A 14,359-nucleotide genomic window follows, 5' to 3' on the forward strand; every position below is an offset into this window, starting at 1 on the left:
CTATCTCCCTGCGCCTTCGAACCAGGCCACCAGCAGTGCCCTTTCCTTGTCGGTAATCTGGCTGACGTTGGCGGGCGGCATGGCGTGGCTGCGACCGGCCTGCAGATAGATCTCGCGGGCGTGGTTGGCGATATCCGCATCGGTGTCGAGCATCACGCCCTTGGGCGCATGATAGATGCCCTCATAGACCGGCTCCGCCGCGTGGCACATCGAGCAGCGGCCGAGCACGGTGTCGCGCACGGCCGGGAAATGCGCTGAAGCGACATAGATTTGCGCCGACGCCGATTCCTTGGGCTCGCCGGTCAGCACCTTCGGCGCGGTCGACAGCCAGATGATGACGATGAACAGGACGAGTGCCGCCATCCAGGTCCAGGTCGGATTGCCTTTGCGGGCATGGATCGAGTTGAAATAGTGCCGGATCAGCACGCCGATGATGAACACCAGCGAGGCGATGACCCAGTTGAACTCAGTACCGAACGCCAGCGGATAATGGTTCGACAACATCAGGAACAGCACCGGCAGCGTCAGATAATTGTTGTGCAGGGAGCGCTGCTTGGCAATCTTGCCGTATTTCGGGTCGGGGTTGCGGCCGGCGATGAGGTCGGCGACGACGATCTTCTGGTTGGGGATGATGACCATGAAGACGTTGGCCGACATGATCGTGGCGGTGATGGCGCCCAGATGCAGGAATGCGGCGCGGCCGGTGAACAGGTGCGTCAGCCCCCAGGCGATGAATACCAGCACACAGTAGAGCACCAGCATCAAGCCGGTATCGCTTTTTCCCAGCGGCGAGCGGCACAGAAGATCATAGACCACCCAGCCGACGCCGATCGTCGCCAGCGACAGCAGGATACCTGTAGGCACCGACATCGGGAGCACGTTCGGATCGATCAGGAACAGATCGGCTCCGGCATAATAGACGACGCACAGCATGGCGAAGCCGGACAGCCAGGTGGCGTAGGATTCCCACTTGAACCAGGTCAGGTGTTCCGGCATTTCGGCTGGTGCCACCAGATACTTCTGGATGTGGTAGAAGCCGCCGCCATGCACCTGCCATTCCTCGCCGAAGGCGCCTGCAGGCATGCCCGGACGCTGGCGCAGGCCGAGGTCGAGCGCGACGAAGTAGAAGGACGAGCCGATCCAGGCGATGCCGGTGATGACGTGCAGCCAGCGCACGGCAAAACTCAGCCAGTCCCAGAAAATCGCGAAATCCATCATTGAAATCGTCCCTGCCGATTGGGCGACTTTACGGGTTGGAGCGCAAACGGAAAGAGGCGAGGTGCACGATGACTTTCAAAAAAAAATGGAAAATACTAGGGTAGTCACACGCAGCAGGATGGGAGCCGCCCGAAGGCGGCCTCAGGAAAGCCACTAAACCGCATGGCCTATCTCGACAACATTGCCGTCTTCGTTCGCGTGGTCGAACTCGGCAATCTGTCGGCGGCCGGGCGCGACATGCGGATTTCGCCGGCGGTCGCCTCCAACCGCATCAAGGAGTTGGAGAAGCACCTGGGCGTGCGTCTGTTCAACCGCACCACCCGGCAATTGATGCCGACCGAGCACGGCACGGTTTTTTACGGGGGCGCAAAGCAGGTGCTGGAGGCGATCACCGAAGCGGAAGCCGCGGTCTCGGCGCTTTCCGGTCAGCCGCGCGGGACCATCCGCGTCACCGCCCCCTTGGGCCTCGGCCGTCGGTTGGTGGCCTCGGGCATTCCCGATTTTCACGATAAATACCCAGACATCGAGGTGAGGCTGAGGCTTTCGGACCACAATGTCGACATCATGAAGGAAGGCATCGATGTCGCCTTCCGGCTTGGCATCATCGAAGATTCCAGCCTCAGGATGCGCGGCATCATGGAATGCGAGCGCGTGCTGGTGGCGGCGCCGAAATATCTCGAGGCGCGCGGCGAACCGATCGAGCCGCAGGAACTGATCGGCAAGAAGCACGACTGCCTGATGCTGCGTTATTCCGGCGCGCGCGAATATGTGTGGACGCTGCAGACCCCCACAGGCCCGCAGAAATTCGAAGTGCACGGGCCCTACGACACCGACGATGGCGACGTGCTGACCGGCTGGGCGCTTTCGGGGCGCGGCATCATCAACAAGCCGCGCTTCGAGGTCGAGCCGTTCATCCGCGACCAGCGGCTGAGAGTGATCCTAAACAGCACGCCGCCGACGCCGGTGCAGTTCGCCGCCGTCTATCCGCACAAGAAGCTGCAGGACCCCAAGGTGCGGCTGCTGCTCGACTTCATGGCCGAGCGCTGCCAGCGGCTGATCAACGATCTGCTGGCTGGGAAATAATGCTGGCCGGCACGTGACCGGCGCTTGGCCCAGCGCCAGCGGTTGCCATCCCTGGATGTGGCGAACATAGTTCAGGTGGTATTTCGTCTTGCAGGGACCATCGATGGACAACGGCGCCACAATGCATCTTGCCGTTTCGCTGTTTCCGGGAACCACCGATCCATCACCGGGGCGGGAATTCAGCCGCCTGGCCGGTTTAGTGCAAAAGGCCGAAGCGGCGGGCCTGGACATGGTGCTGCTTGCCGATTCAGCGCCGGCTTCCGGCGGCGGTGCCGCGAACAGTCCGATGCCCTTCGAAGCGACCACTTTGCTGGCCGCATTGGCAACTGTCACAAGCAGGATCGGCCTGGTTGCCGCTGCCTCGACAATTGACCACCAACCCTACAATCTGGCGCGCCGTTTCGCTTCGCTCGACATCATCAGCCATGGCCGCAGTGGCTGGAACGCGACCATGGCGCAGGCGCCACGGGAAGCAGCCAATTTCAGCCGGCCCGAAGGATTTTCGCCTGACGATTTCCGCCGTCGCAGTGAGGAATATATCGGCATCGTGCAAGGTCTGTGGCAGGGCTGGGATGCGGACGCGCTGCTGTTCGACCAAACCGGAGGCCGCTTCCATGACCCCGGAAAGATGCACCTGCTCGACCACAAGGGCGAGTTCTTCTCCGTGCGCGGACCGCTGAACATCGCGCGGTCGCCGCAGGACACACCGGTGCTCGTCTTGTCGGGCCTGTCGGTATCAGACCTGGATATTGCCGCCCGCACCGCCGATGTCATCCTGCTGGACGACGGACCGATCGATGGCGCGAAAGCGCGTTATGAGGAGCTGAAGCGCCGCGTTGCCACCTGCGGACGCGAGCCTAATGCTGTGAGGCTTCTGACGAATATCTCGCTCGTCGCCGATGGTACCGCCAAGCCGACCATTGCCGACAGCATGGAAAAAGGTTTCCGGGCGAAAAGCTGCGACGGGTTCAACATCCAGATGCCGGCACAACTCTCCGCGCTCGAGGATCTCGTCGATCTGGTTTTGCCGGAGATGAGGCGGCGCGGCCTGTTTCGAGAGAGCTATCGCGGCGCAACGTTGCGCTCGCATCTCGGACTCACCGGCGGAGGTGATCAATGACCCGCCAGATGAAGCTCGGCGCCTTCCTTTGGGCGACAGGCCACCACATTGCCGCTTGGCGCCACCCACAAGCGCATGTGAGGGCCGGCATCGACATCGACCATTACATCCAGCTGGCCCGCGCGGCGGAAGCGGCTAAGTTCGACATGGTGTTCTGCGAGGACGCCGCCGGCCTGCGTGAGGCCAATGTCGGCATCGCCAGCCAGACCTCGCGTTCGATCGGTTTCGAACCGATCAGCCTGCTGTCGGCGCTTGCCGTCCAGACCAGCCGCATCGGTCTCGTCTCCACCGCTTCGACAAGCTACAACGAGCCCTATGGGCTGGCACGAACCTTCCTGTCGCTCGACCATCTGAGCGGCGGTCGCGCCGGCTGGAACCTGGTCACCTCGGCCAGCCCCATCGAGGCCGCCAATTTCGGCTCGACCGGCCTCAAGCCCCATGCCGATCGCTATGAGCGCGCGCGTGAATTCGCCGAAGTCGTCACCGGGCTCTGGAACGGCAAGCTCGGCGCCTCCGGCCACGACGGCCAGAGCTTTTCGGTTCGCGACCCGCTCGATCTGCCGCGTTCGCCGCAGGGCGCGCCGGTGATGGTCCAGGCCGGCGCCTCGGATGTCGGCCGCGACCTTGCCGCCCGCACCGCCGATGTGGTGTTCACGGCGGCGCAGACCTTCGAGGAAGGGAAGGCCTTCTACGACGATCTCAAGGGGCGTATGGCCGCTTATGGGCGTGAGCCGGACGACATCAAGATCATGCCGGGCGTCGCGCCAGTGGTGGCGGAAACCGAGGCTGAGGCCCGCGAGAAATACGAGGAATTGCAGGACCTGATACCCGACGACGTCGGCGTTGCGCTTCTGTCCAGCTATCTCAGCATCTCCGATCTGTGGCGCTACCCGATCGACGGGCCGCTGCCGGATCTGCCGAAGAGCGAGGGGATGAAAAGCCGGCAGGCGCTGGTCATCGAGCAATCGCGCCGCGACGGCCTCTCCATCCGCCAGCTTGCCCGGCATTTCGCCGGCGCGCGTGGCCATTGGCGCATCGTCGGCACTGCGGCCCAAGTCGCCGACGAACTGCAGGCTCGGTTCGAGGGTGGCGCGGCCGACGGTTTTAACGTCATGCCGTCATATTTCCCCGGCGAACTTGATGCCTTTGCGACGCTGGTCGTGCCGGAACTGCAGCGGCGCGGCCTGTTCCGCAGGGACTATGAAGGCCGCACCTTGCGCGAGCATCTGGGCTTGAAGCGGCCGGCATGAGATGCGTTGAGGCGCAAGCTTAGCCGACCATCACCTTGTCGTGCGGGACCTGATGGTCGGCATTTGATGCTGTGGCGTGCATGACCAGCGCCGTCATGATTTCGGCGGCCGCGAGCGCTGCAATGACTTGCGGGCGCTTGTCCTTGACGGCAGCGCCGCCGATCGGCGAGACGAGGCGGGCAAATTCCGCCTCGCTGCCGTCCGCCGATTTCAGGAACCAGTTCTTGAACGTCGCTTTCTTGGTCTTGGACCCGATCATGCCGACATAGGCGGCATCGCCGCGTTTCAGCGCCTCGGCGACGATCAGGAAATCCAGCGCATGATCGTGGGTCAGGATGGCGAAGGCGGCGCCAGCGGGAGCGTTTCGCACCATCGCTTCCGGCATAGCTGTCAGCCTGGTCTCGACGGATTCCGGCATGCCTTCCAGTGCTTCGGCCCGCGTCTCAATGACGATGCCGTGCACGGGAAGAAGTGCGATCGTCGACGCCAGCGCCTGGCCGACATGGCCGCCGCCGAAGATGTAGACACGCGGCAGGTGCGCCTCCTCGGCTTCCGCAGCCGCAACCAGATCGGCGGCAAGGGCTGCATCGACGAGCCGGATCAGCACTTCGACGCGCCCGCCGCAGCATTGGCCGATTTCCGGGCCTAGCGGCACATCGAGGGTCGCGCGGCTTTCCCTGCCCCTTGAGGGGAGGGTGGCGGCGAAGCCGCCGGGTAAGATCGGATCGGCGCGGGTTCTCTCCCCCCTTGAGGGGGAGAAAAGCATCTGCCGGGCTTTGTCGATCGCCATGTATTCGAGTTGACCGCCGCCGATGGTGCCAAAGATCGCCGCCTGCGAGACGAGCATGAAGGCGCCCTTCTCGCGTGGCGTCGAGCCTTTTGTTCCGGTCACTTCGACCAGGGCAACCTGGCCGGCGCTGGTGAGAAAGGCTTTCAGGCTTTGCACTTTCGAGTTCATGGTTCACATTCCCGAATGGGAAATATAGGTTTTTCGGCCCAGATTGCACATTCTGCCAGATTCAGGCGCCGGCCTTCGTCTCTTTCTTCAGCCTCTCGATCGCCATCAGCACCCGCTCCGGCGTTGCAGGAGCATCGAGGCGCGGACAGATCTTGTGGTCGGCGACGCTGGCCACTGCATCCGACAGGGCGTGCAGCACCGACATGCCGAGCGGGAACGGCGGCTCGCCGACTGCCTTGGAGCGGTGGATGGTCGGCTCGCTCGCTTCCGGCCAGTCGGCCAAGGTGATGTTGAATATCTTCGGCCGGTCGGAGGCGAGCGGGATCTTGTAGGTCGATGGCGCGTGCGTGCGCAGCCGGCCCTTGGCGTCCCACCACAGTTCTTCCGTCGTCAGCCAGCCCATGCCTTGGATGAAGCCGCCCTCGATCTGGCCGATGTCGATGGCGCTATTCAGAGATCGGCCGCAGTCATGCAGAATATCGGTGCGCTCGACCATGTATTCGCCGGTCAGCGTGTCGACCGAGACCTCCGAGCACGACGCGCCATAGGCGAAATAATAGAAGGGGCGGCCCTCGCCCTTGTCGCGGTTCCAGTGGATTTTCGGCGTCTTGTAGAAACCCGCCGCCGACAGCTGGATGCGAGCCATATAGGCCTGCTTGATGAGGTCGGCGAAGGCGATTTCCTGGTTGCCGATGCGCACCCGGTTGGGCAGGAACAGCACCTGATCGCGCGGCACCTGATATTTTTCAGCGGCGAAATCGATCAGCCGGTCCTTGATCTGGCGAGCGCCATTTTGCGCCGCCATGCCGTTGAGATCGGAGCCGGACGACGCTGCCGTGGCCGAAGTGTTCGGCACCTTGCCGGTCGTGGTCGCGGTGATCTTGACCTGGTCGAGGTCGATCTGGAACTCTTCCGCCACCACTTGCGCAACCTTGACGTAGAGGCCCTGCCCCATCTCGGTGCCGCCATGGTTCAGATGCACCGAACCGTCGGTATAGACATGCACCAGCGCGCCGGCCTGGTTATAATGCGTGGCGGTGAACGAGATGCCGAACTTGACCGGCGTCAGCGCCAGGCCGCGCTTGATGAAACGGCTGTTGGCGTTGAAGGCCGATATCTCACGCCGGCGCCGCGCATAGCTGGCGCTTTGCTCGAGCTCGGCGACGATGCGCTGGATGATGTTATCCTCGACCGTCTGGTGGTAGGGCGTGATGTTGCGGTCTGACGTACCATAAAAATTCTTCTTGCGGATTTCGAGTGGATCCTTGCCGACGGCGAAGGCCACCTCGTCGATGACGCGCTCGGCGCCGACCATGCCTTGCGGGCCGCCGAAACCACGAAAGGCGGTGTTCGACACGGTGTTGGTGTAGAGCGGCGCCGATTGCGCATGCACCGCCGGCCAGAAATAGGTGTTGTCGCAGTGGAACAGTGCGCGATCGGTCACCGGGCCGGAAAGGTCCGACGAAAAACCGCAGCGCGCCGCGAACATGAAATCGACGCCGAGGATGTTGCCCTCGTCATCGAAGCCGACTTCGTAGTCGACGAGGAAATCGTGACGCTTGCCGGTGGCGATCATGTCGTCGTCGCGGTCGGGCCGGATCTTCACGGCGCGATGGTGTTTCTTCGCGGCGATCGCCGCCAATGCGGCAAACTGGTTGCCTTGCGTCTCCTTGCCGCCGAAGCCGCCGCCCATCCGGCGGATCTCCACCGTGATGGCATTGCTCGGCACGCCGAGTGCATGGCTCACCATGTGCTGGACTTCGCTCGGATGCTGGGTCGAGGAATAGATGGTGACGTCCTGATCCTCGCCCGGAATGGCCATGGCGATATGGCCTTCGAGATAGAAGTGTTCCTGGCCGCCGATGCGCATTTTTCCCTTTAGCCGGCGCGGCGCCTGACGGATCGCTGTAGCGGCATCGCCGCGCTTCAGCGTCAGTGGCGGCGTGACGACCTTGTCCTTCTTCGGATCGAGCGCGCCAATGTCGGTGACGAAGGGCAATTCCTTGTATTCGACCTTGGCCAATCTGGTGGCGCGACGCGCCTGCTCGCGCGTCTGCGCAATGACGCAAAAGATTGGCTGGCCATAGAATTGCACCTTGCCGTCGGCCAGCACCGGCTCGTCGTGGCGGCCTGTCGGCGAAATGTCGTTCTCGCCCGGCACATCCTTGGCCGTCAGCACGTCGACAACACCGGGCGCTGTACGCACCGCCGAGAGATCCATGCTGGTAATCGTGGCATGCGTGGCGGCAGAAAGCCCGAGGCAGCCATGCAGCGTGCCGGCCGGTTCCGGCATGTCGTCGATATAGACGGCCGTGCCGCTGACATGCTTGTGGGCGGAGTCATGGCGTTGATCGGTGGCAACGCCGCCGGCGATCTTTTCAGCCTTCAGATTGGGGGGAGCGTGCTTGTTCATCATGCCGCCTCGTGCCTCGAAACCTGGATCGGCTCCCTGGTACCGCTGGTCTCGGCGAAGAAGCGCAGCAAGAGATTGCGCGCCGCGAGCGCACGATACTCGGCCGAGGCCCGCATGTCGGTGAGCGGGGTGAAATCCCTGGCATATTCGACCATCGCCGCGTCAACCGTGGTCTCCGTCCATGGCTTGCCGAGCAGCGCTTTTTCGACAGAAGACGCCCGCTTCGGCGTCGCCGCCATGCCGCCATAGGCAATGCGCACCTCCGCGACCGTGCCATCGCTGGCCAGCGTCAGGAAGAAGGCGCCGAGGGCCGCGGTGATGTCCTCATCGCGGCGCTTGGTGATTTTGTGGACGGCGAATTTCGTGCCCTTGACCGGAACCGGAACGTGCACGGCCTCGACGAATTCGCCCGGCTGCCGGTCCTGTTTGCCATAGGCAATGAAGAAGGTTTCCAGTGGAATCGAGCGCCGCTTCTTGCCCTTGCGCAGGGTGAGACTTGCGCCAAGAGCGATCAAGGGCGGCGGCGTGTCGCCGATCGGCGAGCCGTTGGCGATATTGCCGCCGATGGTCCCCATGTTGCGCACCTGTTCGCCGCCGATGCGATCGAACAACGGCCCCAGCGCCGGGATACGCTTCGCCAATATCGCGAAGGCATCAGTGTAGGTGACGCCCGCGCCGATCGAAATGATGCCGTTGTCTTCCGAGATGGTGCAAAGTCCGTCGAGATTGCCGATGAAAATGGCCGGCGAAATATCGCGCATGTGCTTGGTCACCCAGAGGCCGACATCGGTCGAGCCGGCAACGATGGTGGCGCCGGGTTCCTTGTCCAGCACGGCGGCGAAATCATCGACATCGGCCGGCACGACCAGCCGCGTCTTGGCCGAACCGATCTCAATCCGGGCGCCGTCATGCATGGCCTCGAGCCTCGCGGTGATCGCCTTGCGCTCCGTGGCCAGCGGATCCTTTACCGCCTTGCCGTAGCTGGAGATGGCATGCGCAGCGCGCATGATCGCCTCGTAGCCGGTGCAGCGGCAGAGATTGCCTTGCAAGGCCTTTTCGATATCCGCGTTCGACGGATTCGACGACTTCATCCACAGGCCATAGAGCGACATGACGAAGCCCGGTGTGCAGAAGCCGCATTGCGAGCCGTGGAAATCGACCATCGCCTGCTGCACCGGATGCAGTTGGCCTGATACGCCGCGCAGATGCTCGACGGTCACGACATGGGTGGCGTCCAACGAGCCGAGGAAACGGATGCAGGCATTGACGCTTTCATAGACCAGCCCGCCGGCCGAGAGCTTGCCGACCAACACGGTGCAGGCGCCGCAATCGCCCTCGGCGCAGCCTTCCTTGGTGCCGCGCAGCGACCGGTCGAGCCGCAGCCAGTCGAGCAGGGTCGCGTCGGGTGCCACCGACGAAAGCGCGACGTCCCTGCCGTTGAGGATGAAGCGGATTTCATTGCGGATGCTAATTTTGGCCATGCCTCAGCTCCCCCTGTAGGTCGAATAGCCATAGGGCGAGACGAGCAGCGGCACATGGTAGTGCAGCGGTTCGGCCATGCCGAAGCGGATCGGTATCACATCGAGAAAGGCGGGGTTCGGCAGGCTCGACCCCTGCTGGCGCAAATAGTCGCCTGCGGCGAAGACCAGTTCGTATTCTCCGGGGCGGAACTCCGCGCCGGCGAGCAGCGGCTTGTCACAACGGCCGTCGGCATTGGTGACAACGGTCTTCAAATGTGTCCGCGCCTTGCCCTCGAGGTGATAAAGCGCGATCGACAATCCCGCCGCCGGCTTGCCTGTCGCCGTGTCGAGGACATGGGTCGTCAGACGCCCGCCATCGGCATTCGACGTTTCTGCCATTGGCCGCCTCCCATTTCCGGTACGAGCGAATTGGCCCGGTACGATCAAGTATCAACAGTGAATTGTGCGCCAATTAAAGGCGATGCATAAGTCCCGGTCGAGCGGAGTGCGACAAAAACACTTTCAAAAATTTTCGGGGGAATGCGAGAAGCACCCTTTCGATATTCTGATCATACTTCGGGCCATGCCCGGCGGGAGGGACGATGCGTTACAGCAGAGACATGCGCGGCTACGGAGTCAATCCGCCGGACCCGAAATGGCCTGGCGGCGCGCATGTCGCCGTGCAGTTCGTCGTCAACTACGAGGAAGGCGGCGAGAACTGCGTGCTGCATGGCGACAAGGCGTCCGAAGCCTTCCTGTCGGAAATCGTCGGCGCGGCACCCTGGGTGGGCCAGCGCCACTGGAACATGGAATCCATCTACGAATACGGTGCCCGCGCCGGTTTCTGGCGGTTGCTGCGGCTGTTCAGCGAGGCCGAGGTGCCGATCACCTGCTATGGCGTCGCCACCGCGCTCGCCCGTTCGCCGGATCAAGTCACGGCCATGCAGGAAGCCGGCTGGGAGATCGCCTCGCACGGGTTGAGATGGATCGACTACCGCGACCACAGCGCCGAGGATGAGCGCCGCGACCTCGAGGCGGCGATCAAGCTGCACTACGAAGTGACCGGCGCGCGCCCGACCGGCTGGTATACGGGTCGCACATCGATCAACACAGTGCGGATTGTGGCGGAAGAAGGCGGTTTCGACTATGTGTCGGACACCTATGACGACGAGCTGCCCTACTGGTTCGAGCATGATGGCGGCGCGCAGCTCATCATTCCCTATACGCTCGACGCCAACGACATGCGGTTCGCAACGCCGCAGGGCTTCAACTCCGGCGACCAGTTCTTTGCCTATTTGAAGGACAGCTTCGACACGCTCTATGCCGAGGGCAAGGCAGGCCGGCCACGCATGATGAACATCGGCCTGCACTGCCGCCTCGTCGGGCGGCCGGGCCGGGTGGCGGCGCTGAAGCGCTTCGTCGACTATGTGAAGTCGCACGACAGGGTCTGGCTGGCGCGGCGCATCGACATCGCCCGCCACTGGCAAGAGGTCAATCCTTATCAACCGGCGGCACTCCGCCCCTCGAAGATGGAATTCGAGACCTTCGTCCACACTTTCGGCGGCGTGTTCGAGCATTCGCCCTGGATCGCCGAACGCGCCTACGAACTGGAACTGGGCCCGGCGCATGACACTTCAGGCGGCCTGCACAATGCGCTTTGCCGTGTCTTCCGGTCCGCCAGCGAAACCGAGCGGCTTTCCGTGCTCAACGCTCATCCCGACCTTGCCGGCAAACTTGCCAAGGCCAAACGGCTGACGGCGGAATCGACCAGGGAACAGGCTTCGGCCGGCCTCGACGCGCTGACCGACAAGGAGCGCGAACTGTTTTCCAAGCTCAACGCCGCCTACGTCACCACTTTCGGTTTCCCCTTCATCATCGCGGTGAAGGGCAAGACGAGGCAAGAGATTCTGGCGGAATTCGAGGCGCGCATCGGCAACAGCCGCGGCGTCGAATTCGAAACCGCCTGCAAACAGGTCGAGCGCATCGCGCTGCTCCGCCTCAAAGACATGCTTCCGCAATAGGTTTGAACCCATGGATACGATCAGGATGCCCGAGCGAACCTATTACGCACCACATGGCGGCCACCCCGGCCAGAGCGAGCTTCTGACCGGCCGCGCCGTCTTCACCGAGGCCTATGCCGTCATTCCCCGGGGTGTGATGCAGGACATCGTGACCAGTGCGTTGCCGTTCTGGGACAAGACCCGCGCCTGGATCTTGTCGCGACCGCTATCCGGTTTTGCCGAGACGTTCTCGCAATACATTGTCGAGGTCGCGCCGAGCGGCGGCAGCGAGCGGCCGGAACCCGATGCCGGCGCCGAGGGCGCCCTGTTCGTGGTCGAGGGCGAGTTGACGGTTCTGCTTGCCGGCAAGAAGCATGTCTTGCGGCCCGGCGGCTTTGCCTTCCTGCCGCCGGCCAGCGGCTGGACGGTTCGCAACGAAAGCAAGGCCGACGTGCGCTTCCACTGGATTCGCAAGGCTTACGAGGTGGTTGACGGTCTCGATGTGCCGGAAGCCTTCTTCACCAACGAGCAGGAGATCGCGCCAACCCCTATGCCCGGCACCGAAGGCCGCTGGGCGACGACGCGGTTCGTCGATCCGGCCGATTTGCGCCACGACATGCACATGACCATTGTCACGCTGGAACCCGGCGCGGTCATTCCCTTCGCCGAGACCCATGTCATGGAGCATGGGCTCTATGTGCTGGAGGGCAAAGCGGTCTATCGCCTCAACCAGGACTGGGTCGAGGTCGAGGCCGGCGACTATATGTGGCTGCGCGCCTTCTGTCCGCAGGCCTGCTACGCGGGCGGCCCGGGAAAATTCCGCTATCTGCTCTACAAGGACGTGAACCGGCACGCCAAGCTCGGCGGCGCCGGTGTCCCCGGGCGGACGCCGTGACGCGGATCATTGCGCGGCCACTGACCCGCGAGAGCTTTGCTCCGTTCGGCGACGTCATCGATATGGGCGGCGACAACCACTACCCGATCAATGGCGGCCGCGCGGAACGCTATCACGATCTGGCGACCGCCGAGGCGATCGGACCGAATGCCCGCGTGCTGATCTCGATGGTGCGCGGCACGCCTTACGAACTGCCGCTGAAGCTGAGCATGGTCGAGCGCCACCCCTTCGGCAGCCAGGCCTTCATCCCGCTGTCGCCGCGCCCATTCCTGGTCGTCGTCTGCCATGATGGCGATGAGGGGCCGGGCGAGCCGCATGCCTTCACCACCGCACCCGGACAAGGTATCAACTATTCCCGCAATCTCTGGCATGGCGTGCTGACGCCGCTCGGCGAGCCTCAGGACTTCCTGATCGTCGACCGGGGCGGCGACGGCTCCAATCTCGAAGAATTCCATTTCTCGCATGCTTACGAGATCCATCTCCCTTAATTTTTTGTGCATGTCGTTACCCCAAAACCGGGGCACTTTTGGGCGACATGCAGCAGGAGAGCCTGAAATGACCGACATTTCTTTGATCGACCGCCTGCTCGACGTGATCGAACACGACATCGTGCCGAAGACGGCCGACGGTGTTGTCCATGGCAACAAGCTGTTCGGCGCGGCGATCCTGCGCAAGGACGACCGTTCGCTGGTGCTGGCCGAGACCAACAACGAGAGGGAAAACCCGCTCTGGCATGGCGAGGTGCACTGCCTGAAACGTTTCTACGAAATGCCGAAGGCGGAGCGCGTCGATACAAGAGACGCCATTTTCCTCGCCACGCATGAGCCCTGCTCGCTCTGCCTGTCGGCGATCACCTGGACTGGCTTCGACAATTTCTACTATCTGTTCAGCCACGAGGATTCGCGCGACAGTTTTGCCATCCCGCACGATCTGAAGATCCTGAAAGAGGTCTTCACCCTCGACCCCGGCGGCTACAATGCCGAGAATGCCTACTGGAAGAGCTTTTCTATCCGCAGGCTGGTGCGAGCGTTGCCCGAGGTAGAGCGGCAACGGCTGGAAATACGCATCGGCGCGATTTCGGCGCGCTACGATGATCTGTCCGGCGTCTATCAGGCGAACAAGGACGATAACGACATCCCGCTGAATTAGGGCTCTCGGCCTACCGGGGGGCACCCTTGAATTGCCACCTTTATGGTGGCATATTGCGTCATGGAGAAACGAAGGCCCACCTACGATCTTGATGCCATCAAGACGACGTTCGGGTCTGTCGATACGCTGGCGATCACGACGTCCGCTCTGCGGGATGCCACAGGCCTTGGCTTCGACCGTGCCGGCGTCGTCGAGGTAATCGGCGGCATGACGAGGAAAATGTTCGTGAAATCCATGACGACCTTTGCGGATCACCGGGTCTGGCAGGATGCCTATCACGTGCCCGTGCGCGACCTGATCCTCTACGTGAAATTCCAAGCGGATGTCGTGACCGAGTTCACGGTCATGTCGTTCAAGGAGAAATGACCATGGCGACAAGAGAAGAAAATCGGACCATGATTTCCCCCGAAACCGGGGAAACGCTCACGCGTGACGTGCGTCCATTCACAGTGGCGTACAAGGGCGAGAGCATAATTGTCGACCTTCCGGGTTACTATCCAGCATCCGGTGACGAGGGTGTGCATATCGGAGGCGACATGGCTGCCGTCGATGCCGCACTACGCGCCCTCAAGGAGAGGATCGATGGCGTGCCGGCCCCGGCAACCATCCGCCGCATGCGCACAAAGCTCAATCTGTCGCAGCGCGAGGCAGGATCCCTGTTCAAGGTCGGCGAGAATGCTTTCGACAAGTATGAAAGGGGCCTGATCGAGCCGAGTGGCCCGACCATTCAATTGATGACGCTGCTGGAAAAACATCCCGAACTGCTGGATGAATTGCGGTAGCGGCACAGGTCGCATTTTTCGCTGCTCCAGT

Annotated in this window: 14 protein-coding genes; 9 read left to right on the forward strand and 5 right to left on the reverse strand. The window is 62.7% G+C overall.

The window, feature by feature from the left end; all coding sequences use genetic code 11:
* A complete protein-coding gene (locus NKI69_RS22035) occupies positions 1 to 1,218 on the reverse strand; it encodes a urate hydroxylase PuuD (RefSeq protein ID WP_352722533.1) in 1,218 nt (405 codons plus the stop codon).
* 162 nt (positions 1,219 to 1,380) lie between these two features.
* Between NKI69_RS22035 and NKI69_RS22040 the strand changes: the two genes are divergently transcribed.
* From NKI69_RS22040 to NKI69_RS22050, 3 genes are all read left to right on the forward strand, one after another.
* Positions 1,381 to 2,301: a LysR family transcriptional regulator gene (locus tag NKI69_RS22040; protein WP_023813624.1), complete on the forward strand. Its 921-nt coding sequence runs from the start codon at positions 1,381 to 1,383 to the stop codon at positions 2,299 to 2,301.
* Positions 2,302 to 2,404: 103 nt separating this feature from the next.
* On the forward strand, positions 2,405 to 3,421 hold the full coding sequence (locus NKI69_RS22045; protein WP_031213700.1) for an LLM class flavin-dependent oxidoreductase: 1,017 nt from the start codon (positions 2,405 to 2,407) through the stop codon (positions 3,419 to 3,421).
* On the forward strand, positions 3,418 to 4,671 hold the full coding sequence (locus NKI69_RS22050; RefSeq protein WP_352722534.1) for an LLM class flavin-dependent oxidoreductase: 1,254 nt from the start codon (positions 3,418 to 3,420) through the stop codon (positions 4,669 to 4,671). The genes NKI69_RS22045 and NKI69_RS22050 overlap by 4 nt, the downstream gene beginning before the upstream one ends.
* A gap of 19 nt (positions 4,672 to 4,690) precedes the next feature.
* Here NKI69_RS22050 and xdhC read toward each other — a convergent pair whose 3' ends face one another.
* The 4 genes from xdhC to uraH all read right to left on the reverse strand — a co-directional run bounded on the left by xdhC (position 4,691) and on the right by uraH (position 9,901).
* Positions 4,691 to 5,629, reverse strand: a complete 939-nt coding sequence (xdhC, locus tag NKI69_RS22055) for a xanthine dehydrogenase accessory protein XdhC (protein WP_023813627.1) — start codon at positions 5,627 to 5,629, stop codon at positions 4,691 to 4,693.
* A 61-nt stretch (positions 5,630 to 5,690) separates the two neighbouring features.
* A complete protein-coding gene (xdhB, locus tag NKI69_RS22060) occupies positions 5,691 to 8,042 on the reverse strand; it encodes a xanthine dehydrogenase molybdopterin binding subunit (protein ID WP_023813628.1) in 2,352 nt (783 codons plus the stop codon).
* Complete coding sequence (gene xdhA / locus NKI69_RS22065; protein WP_023813629.1) at positions 8,042 to 9,523, reverse strand: xanthine dehydrogenase small subunit; 1,482 nt, start codon at positions 9,521 to 9,523, stop codon at positions 8,042 to 8,044. The genes xdhB and xdhA overlap by 1 nt, the downstream gene beginning before the upstream one ends.
* Before the next feature lie 3 nt (positions 9,524 to 9,526).
* On the reverse strand, positions 9,527 to 9,901 hold the full coding sequence (gene uraH / locus NKI69_RS22070) for a hydroxyisourate hydrolase (protein WP_023813630.1): 375 nt from the start codon (positions 9,899 to 9,901) through the stop codon (positions 9,527 to 9,529).
* A 203-nt stretch (positions 9,902 to 10,104) separates the two neighbouring features.
* On the opposite strand from uraH, the gene puuE reads away from it, so the two are divergent.
* From puuE to NKI69_RS22100, 6 genes are all read left to right on the forward strand, one after another.
* Positions 10,105 to 11,523 (forward strand): allantoinase PuuE, encoded by a 1,419-nt coding sequence (gene puuE / locus NKI69_RS22075; protein ID WP_023813631.1) that lies wholly within the window; start codon positions 10,105 to 10,107, stop codon positions 11,521 to 11,523.
* A 10-nt stretch (positions 11,524 to 11,533) separates the two neighbouring features.
* Positions 11,534 to 12,397, forward strand: a complete 864-nt coding sequence (locus NKI69_RS22080; RefSeq protein WP_128302771.1) for a bifunctional allantoicase/(S)-ureidoglycine aminohydrolase — start codon at positions 11,534 to 11,536, stop codon at positions 12,395 to 12,397.
* Positions 12,394 to 12,885 (forward strand): ureidoglycolate lyase, encoded by a 492-nt coding sequence (locus tag NKI69_RS22085; protein WP_128302770.1) that lies wholly within the window; start codon positions 12,394 to 12,396, stop codon positions 12,883 to 12,885. The genes NKI69_RS22080 and NKI69_RS22085 overlap by 4 nt, the downstream gene beginning before the upstream one ends.
* A 67-nt stretch (positions 12,886 to 12,952) precedes the next feature.
* Complete coding sequence (locus NKI69_RS22090; protein WP_128302769.1) at positions 12,953 to 13,546, forward strand: nucleoside deaminase; 594 nt, start codon at positions 12,953 to 12,955, stop codon at positions 13,544 to 13,546.
* 60 nt (positions 13,547 to 13,606) lie between these two features.
* Positions 13,607 to 13,912: a type II toxin-antitoxin system MqsR family toxin gene (locus NKI69_RS22095; RefSeq protein WP_128302768.1), complete on the forward strand. Its 306-nt coding sequence runs from the start codon at positions 13,607 to 13,609 to the stop codon at positions 13,910 to 13,912.
* The gene (locus tag NKI69_RS22100; protein ID WP_050592750.1) at positions 13,909 to 14,328 is read left to right on the forward strand and encodes a type II toxin-antitoxin system MqsA family antitoxin; all 420 of its coding nucleotides are present in this window, start codon (positions 13,909 to 13,911) and stop codon (positions 14,326 to 14,328) included. Before NKI69_RS22095 ends, NKI69_RS22100 begins: the two co-directional genes overlap by 4 nt.
* The last annotated feature ends 31 nt before the right edge of the window (positions 14,329 to 14,359 follow it).

The sequence above is a fragment of the Mesorhizobium sp. M0491 genome, assembly GCF_040321265.1.
Classification (GTDB): Bacteria; Pseudomonadota; Alphaproteobacteria; order Rhizobiales; family Rhizobiaceae; genus Mesorhizobium.

Excerpts from the sequence above, each read along its gene's own strand:
- xdhC (WP_023813627.1), bottom strand. The coding sequence starts at position 5,629 with ATGAACTCGAAAGTGCAAAGCCTGAAAGCCTTTCTCACCAGCGCCGGC.
- uraH (WP_023813630.1), bottom strand. The coding sequence starts at position 9,901 with ATGGCAGAAACGTCGAATGCCGATGGCGGGCGTCTGACGACCCATGTC.
- xdhA (WP_023813629.1), bottom strand. The coding sequence starts at position 9,523 with ATGGCCAAAATTAGCATCCGCAATGAAATCCGCTTCATCCTCAACGGC.
- NKI69_RS22035 (WP_352722533.1), bottom strand. The coding sequence starts at position 1,218 with ATGATGGATTTCGCGATTTTCTGGGACTGGCTGAGTTTTGCCGTGCGC.
- NKI69_RS22040 (WP_023813624.1), top strand. The coding sequence starts at position 1,381 with ATGGCCTATCTCGACAACATTGCCGTCTTCGTTCGCGTGGTCGAACTC.
- xdhB (WP_023813628.1), bottom strand. The coding sequence starts at position 8,042 with ATGAACAAGCACGCTCCCCCCAATCTGAAGGCTGAAAAGATCGCCGGC.
- NKI69_RS22090 (WP_128302769.1), top strand. The coding sequence starts at position 12,953 with ATGACCGACATTTCTTTGATCGACCGCCTGCTCGACGTGATCGAACAC.
- puuE (WP_023813631.1), top strand. The coding sequence starts at position 10,105 with ATGCGTTACAGCAGAGACATGCGCGGCTACGGAGTCAATCCGCCGGAC.
- NKI69_RS22095 (WP_128302768.1), top strand. The coding sequence starts at position 13,607 with ATGGAGAAACGAAGGCCCACCTACGATCTTGATGCCATCAAGACGACG.
- NKI69_RS22080 (WP_128302771.1), top strand. The coding sequence starts at position 11,534 with ATGGATACGATCAGGATGCCCGAGCGAACCTATTACGCACCACATGGC.
- NKI69_RS22100 (WP_050592750.1), top strand. The coding sequence starts at position 13,909 with ATGACCATGGCGACAAGAGAAGAAAATCGGACCATGATTTCCCCCGAA.
- NKI69_RS22045 (WP_031213700.1), top strand. The coding sequence starts at position 2,405 with ATGGACAACGGCGCCACAATGCATCTTGCCGTTTCGCTGTTTCCGGGA.
- NKI69_RS22050 (WP_352722534.1), top strand. The coding sequence starts at position 3,418 with ATGACCCGCCAGATGAAGCTCGGCGCCTTCCTTTGGGCGACAGGCCAC.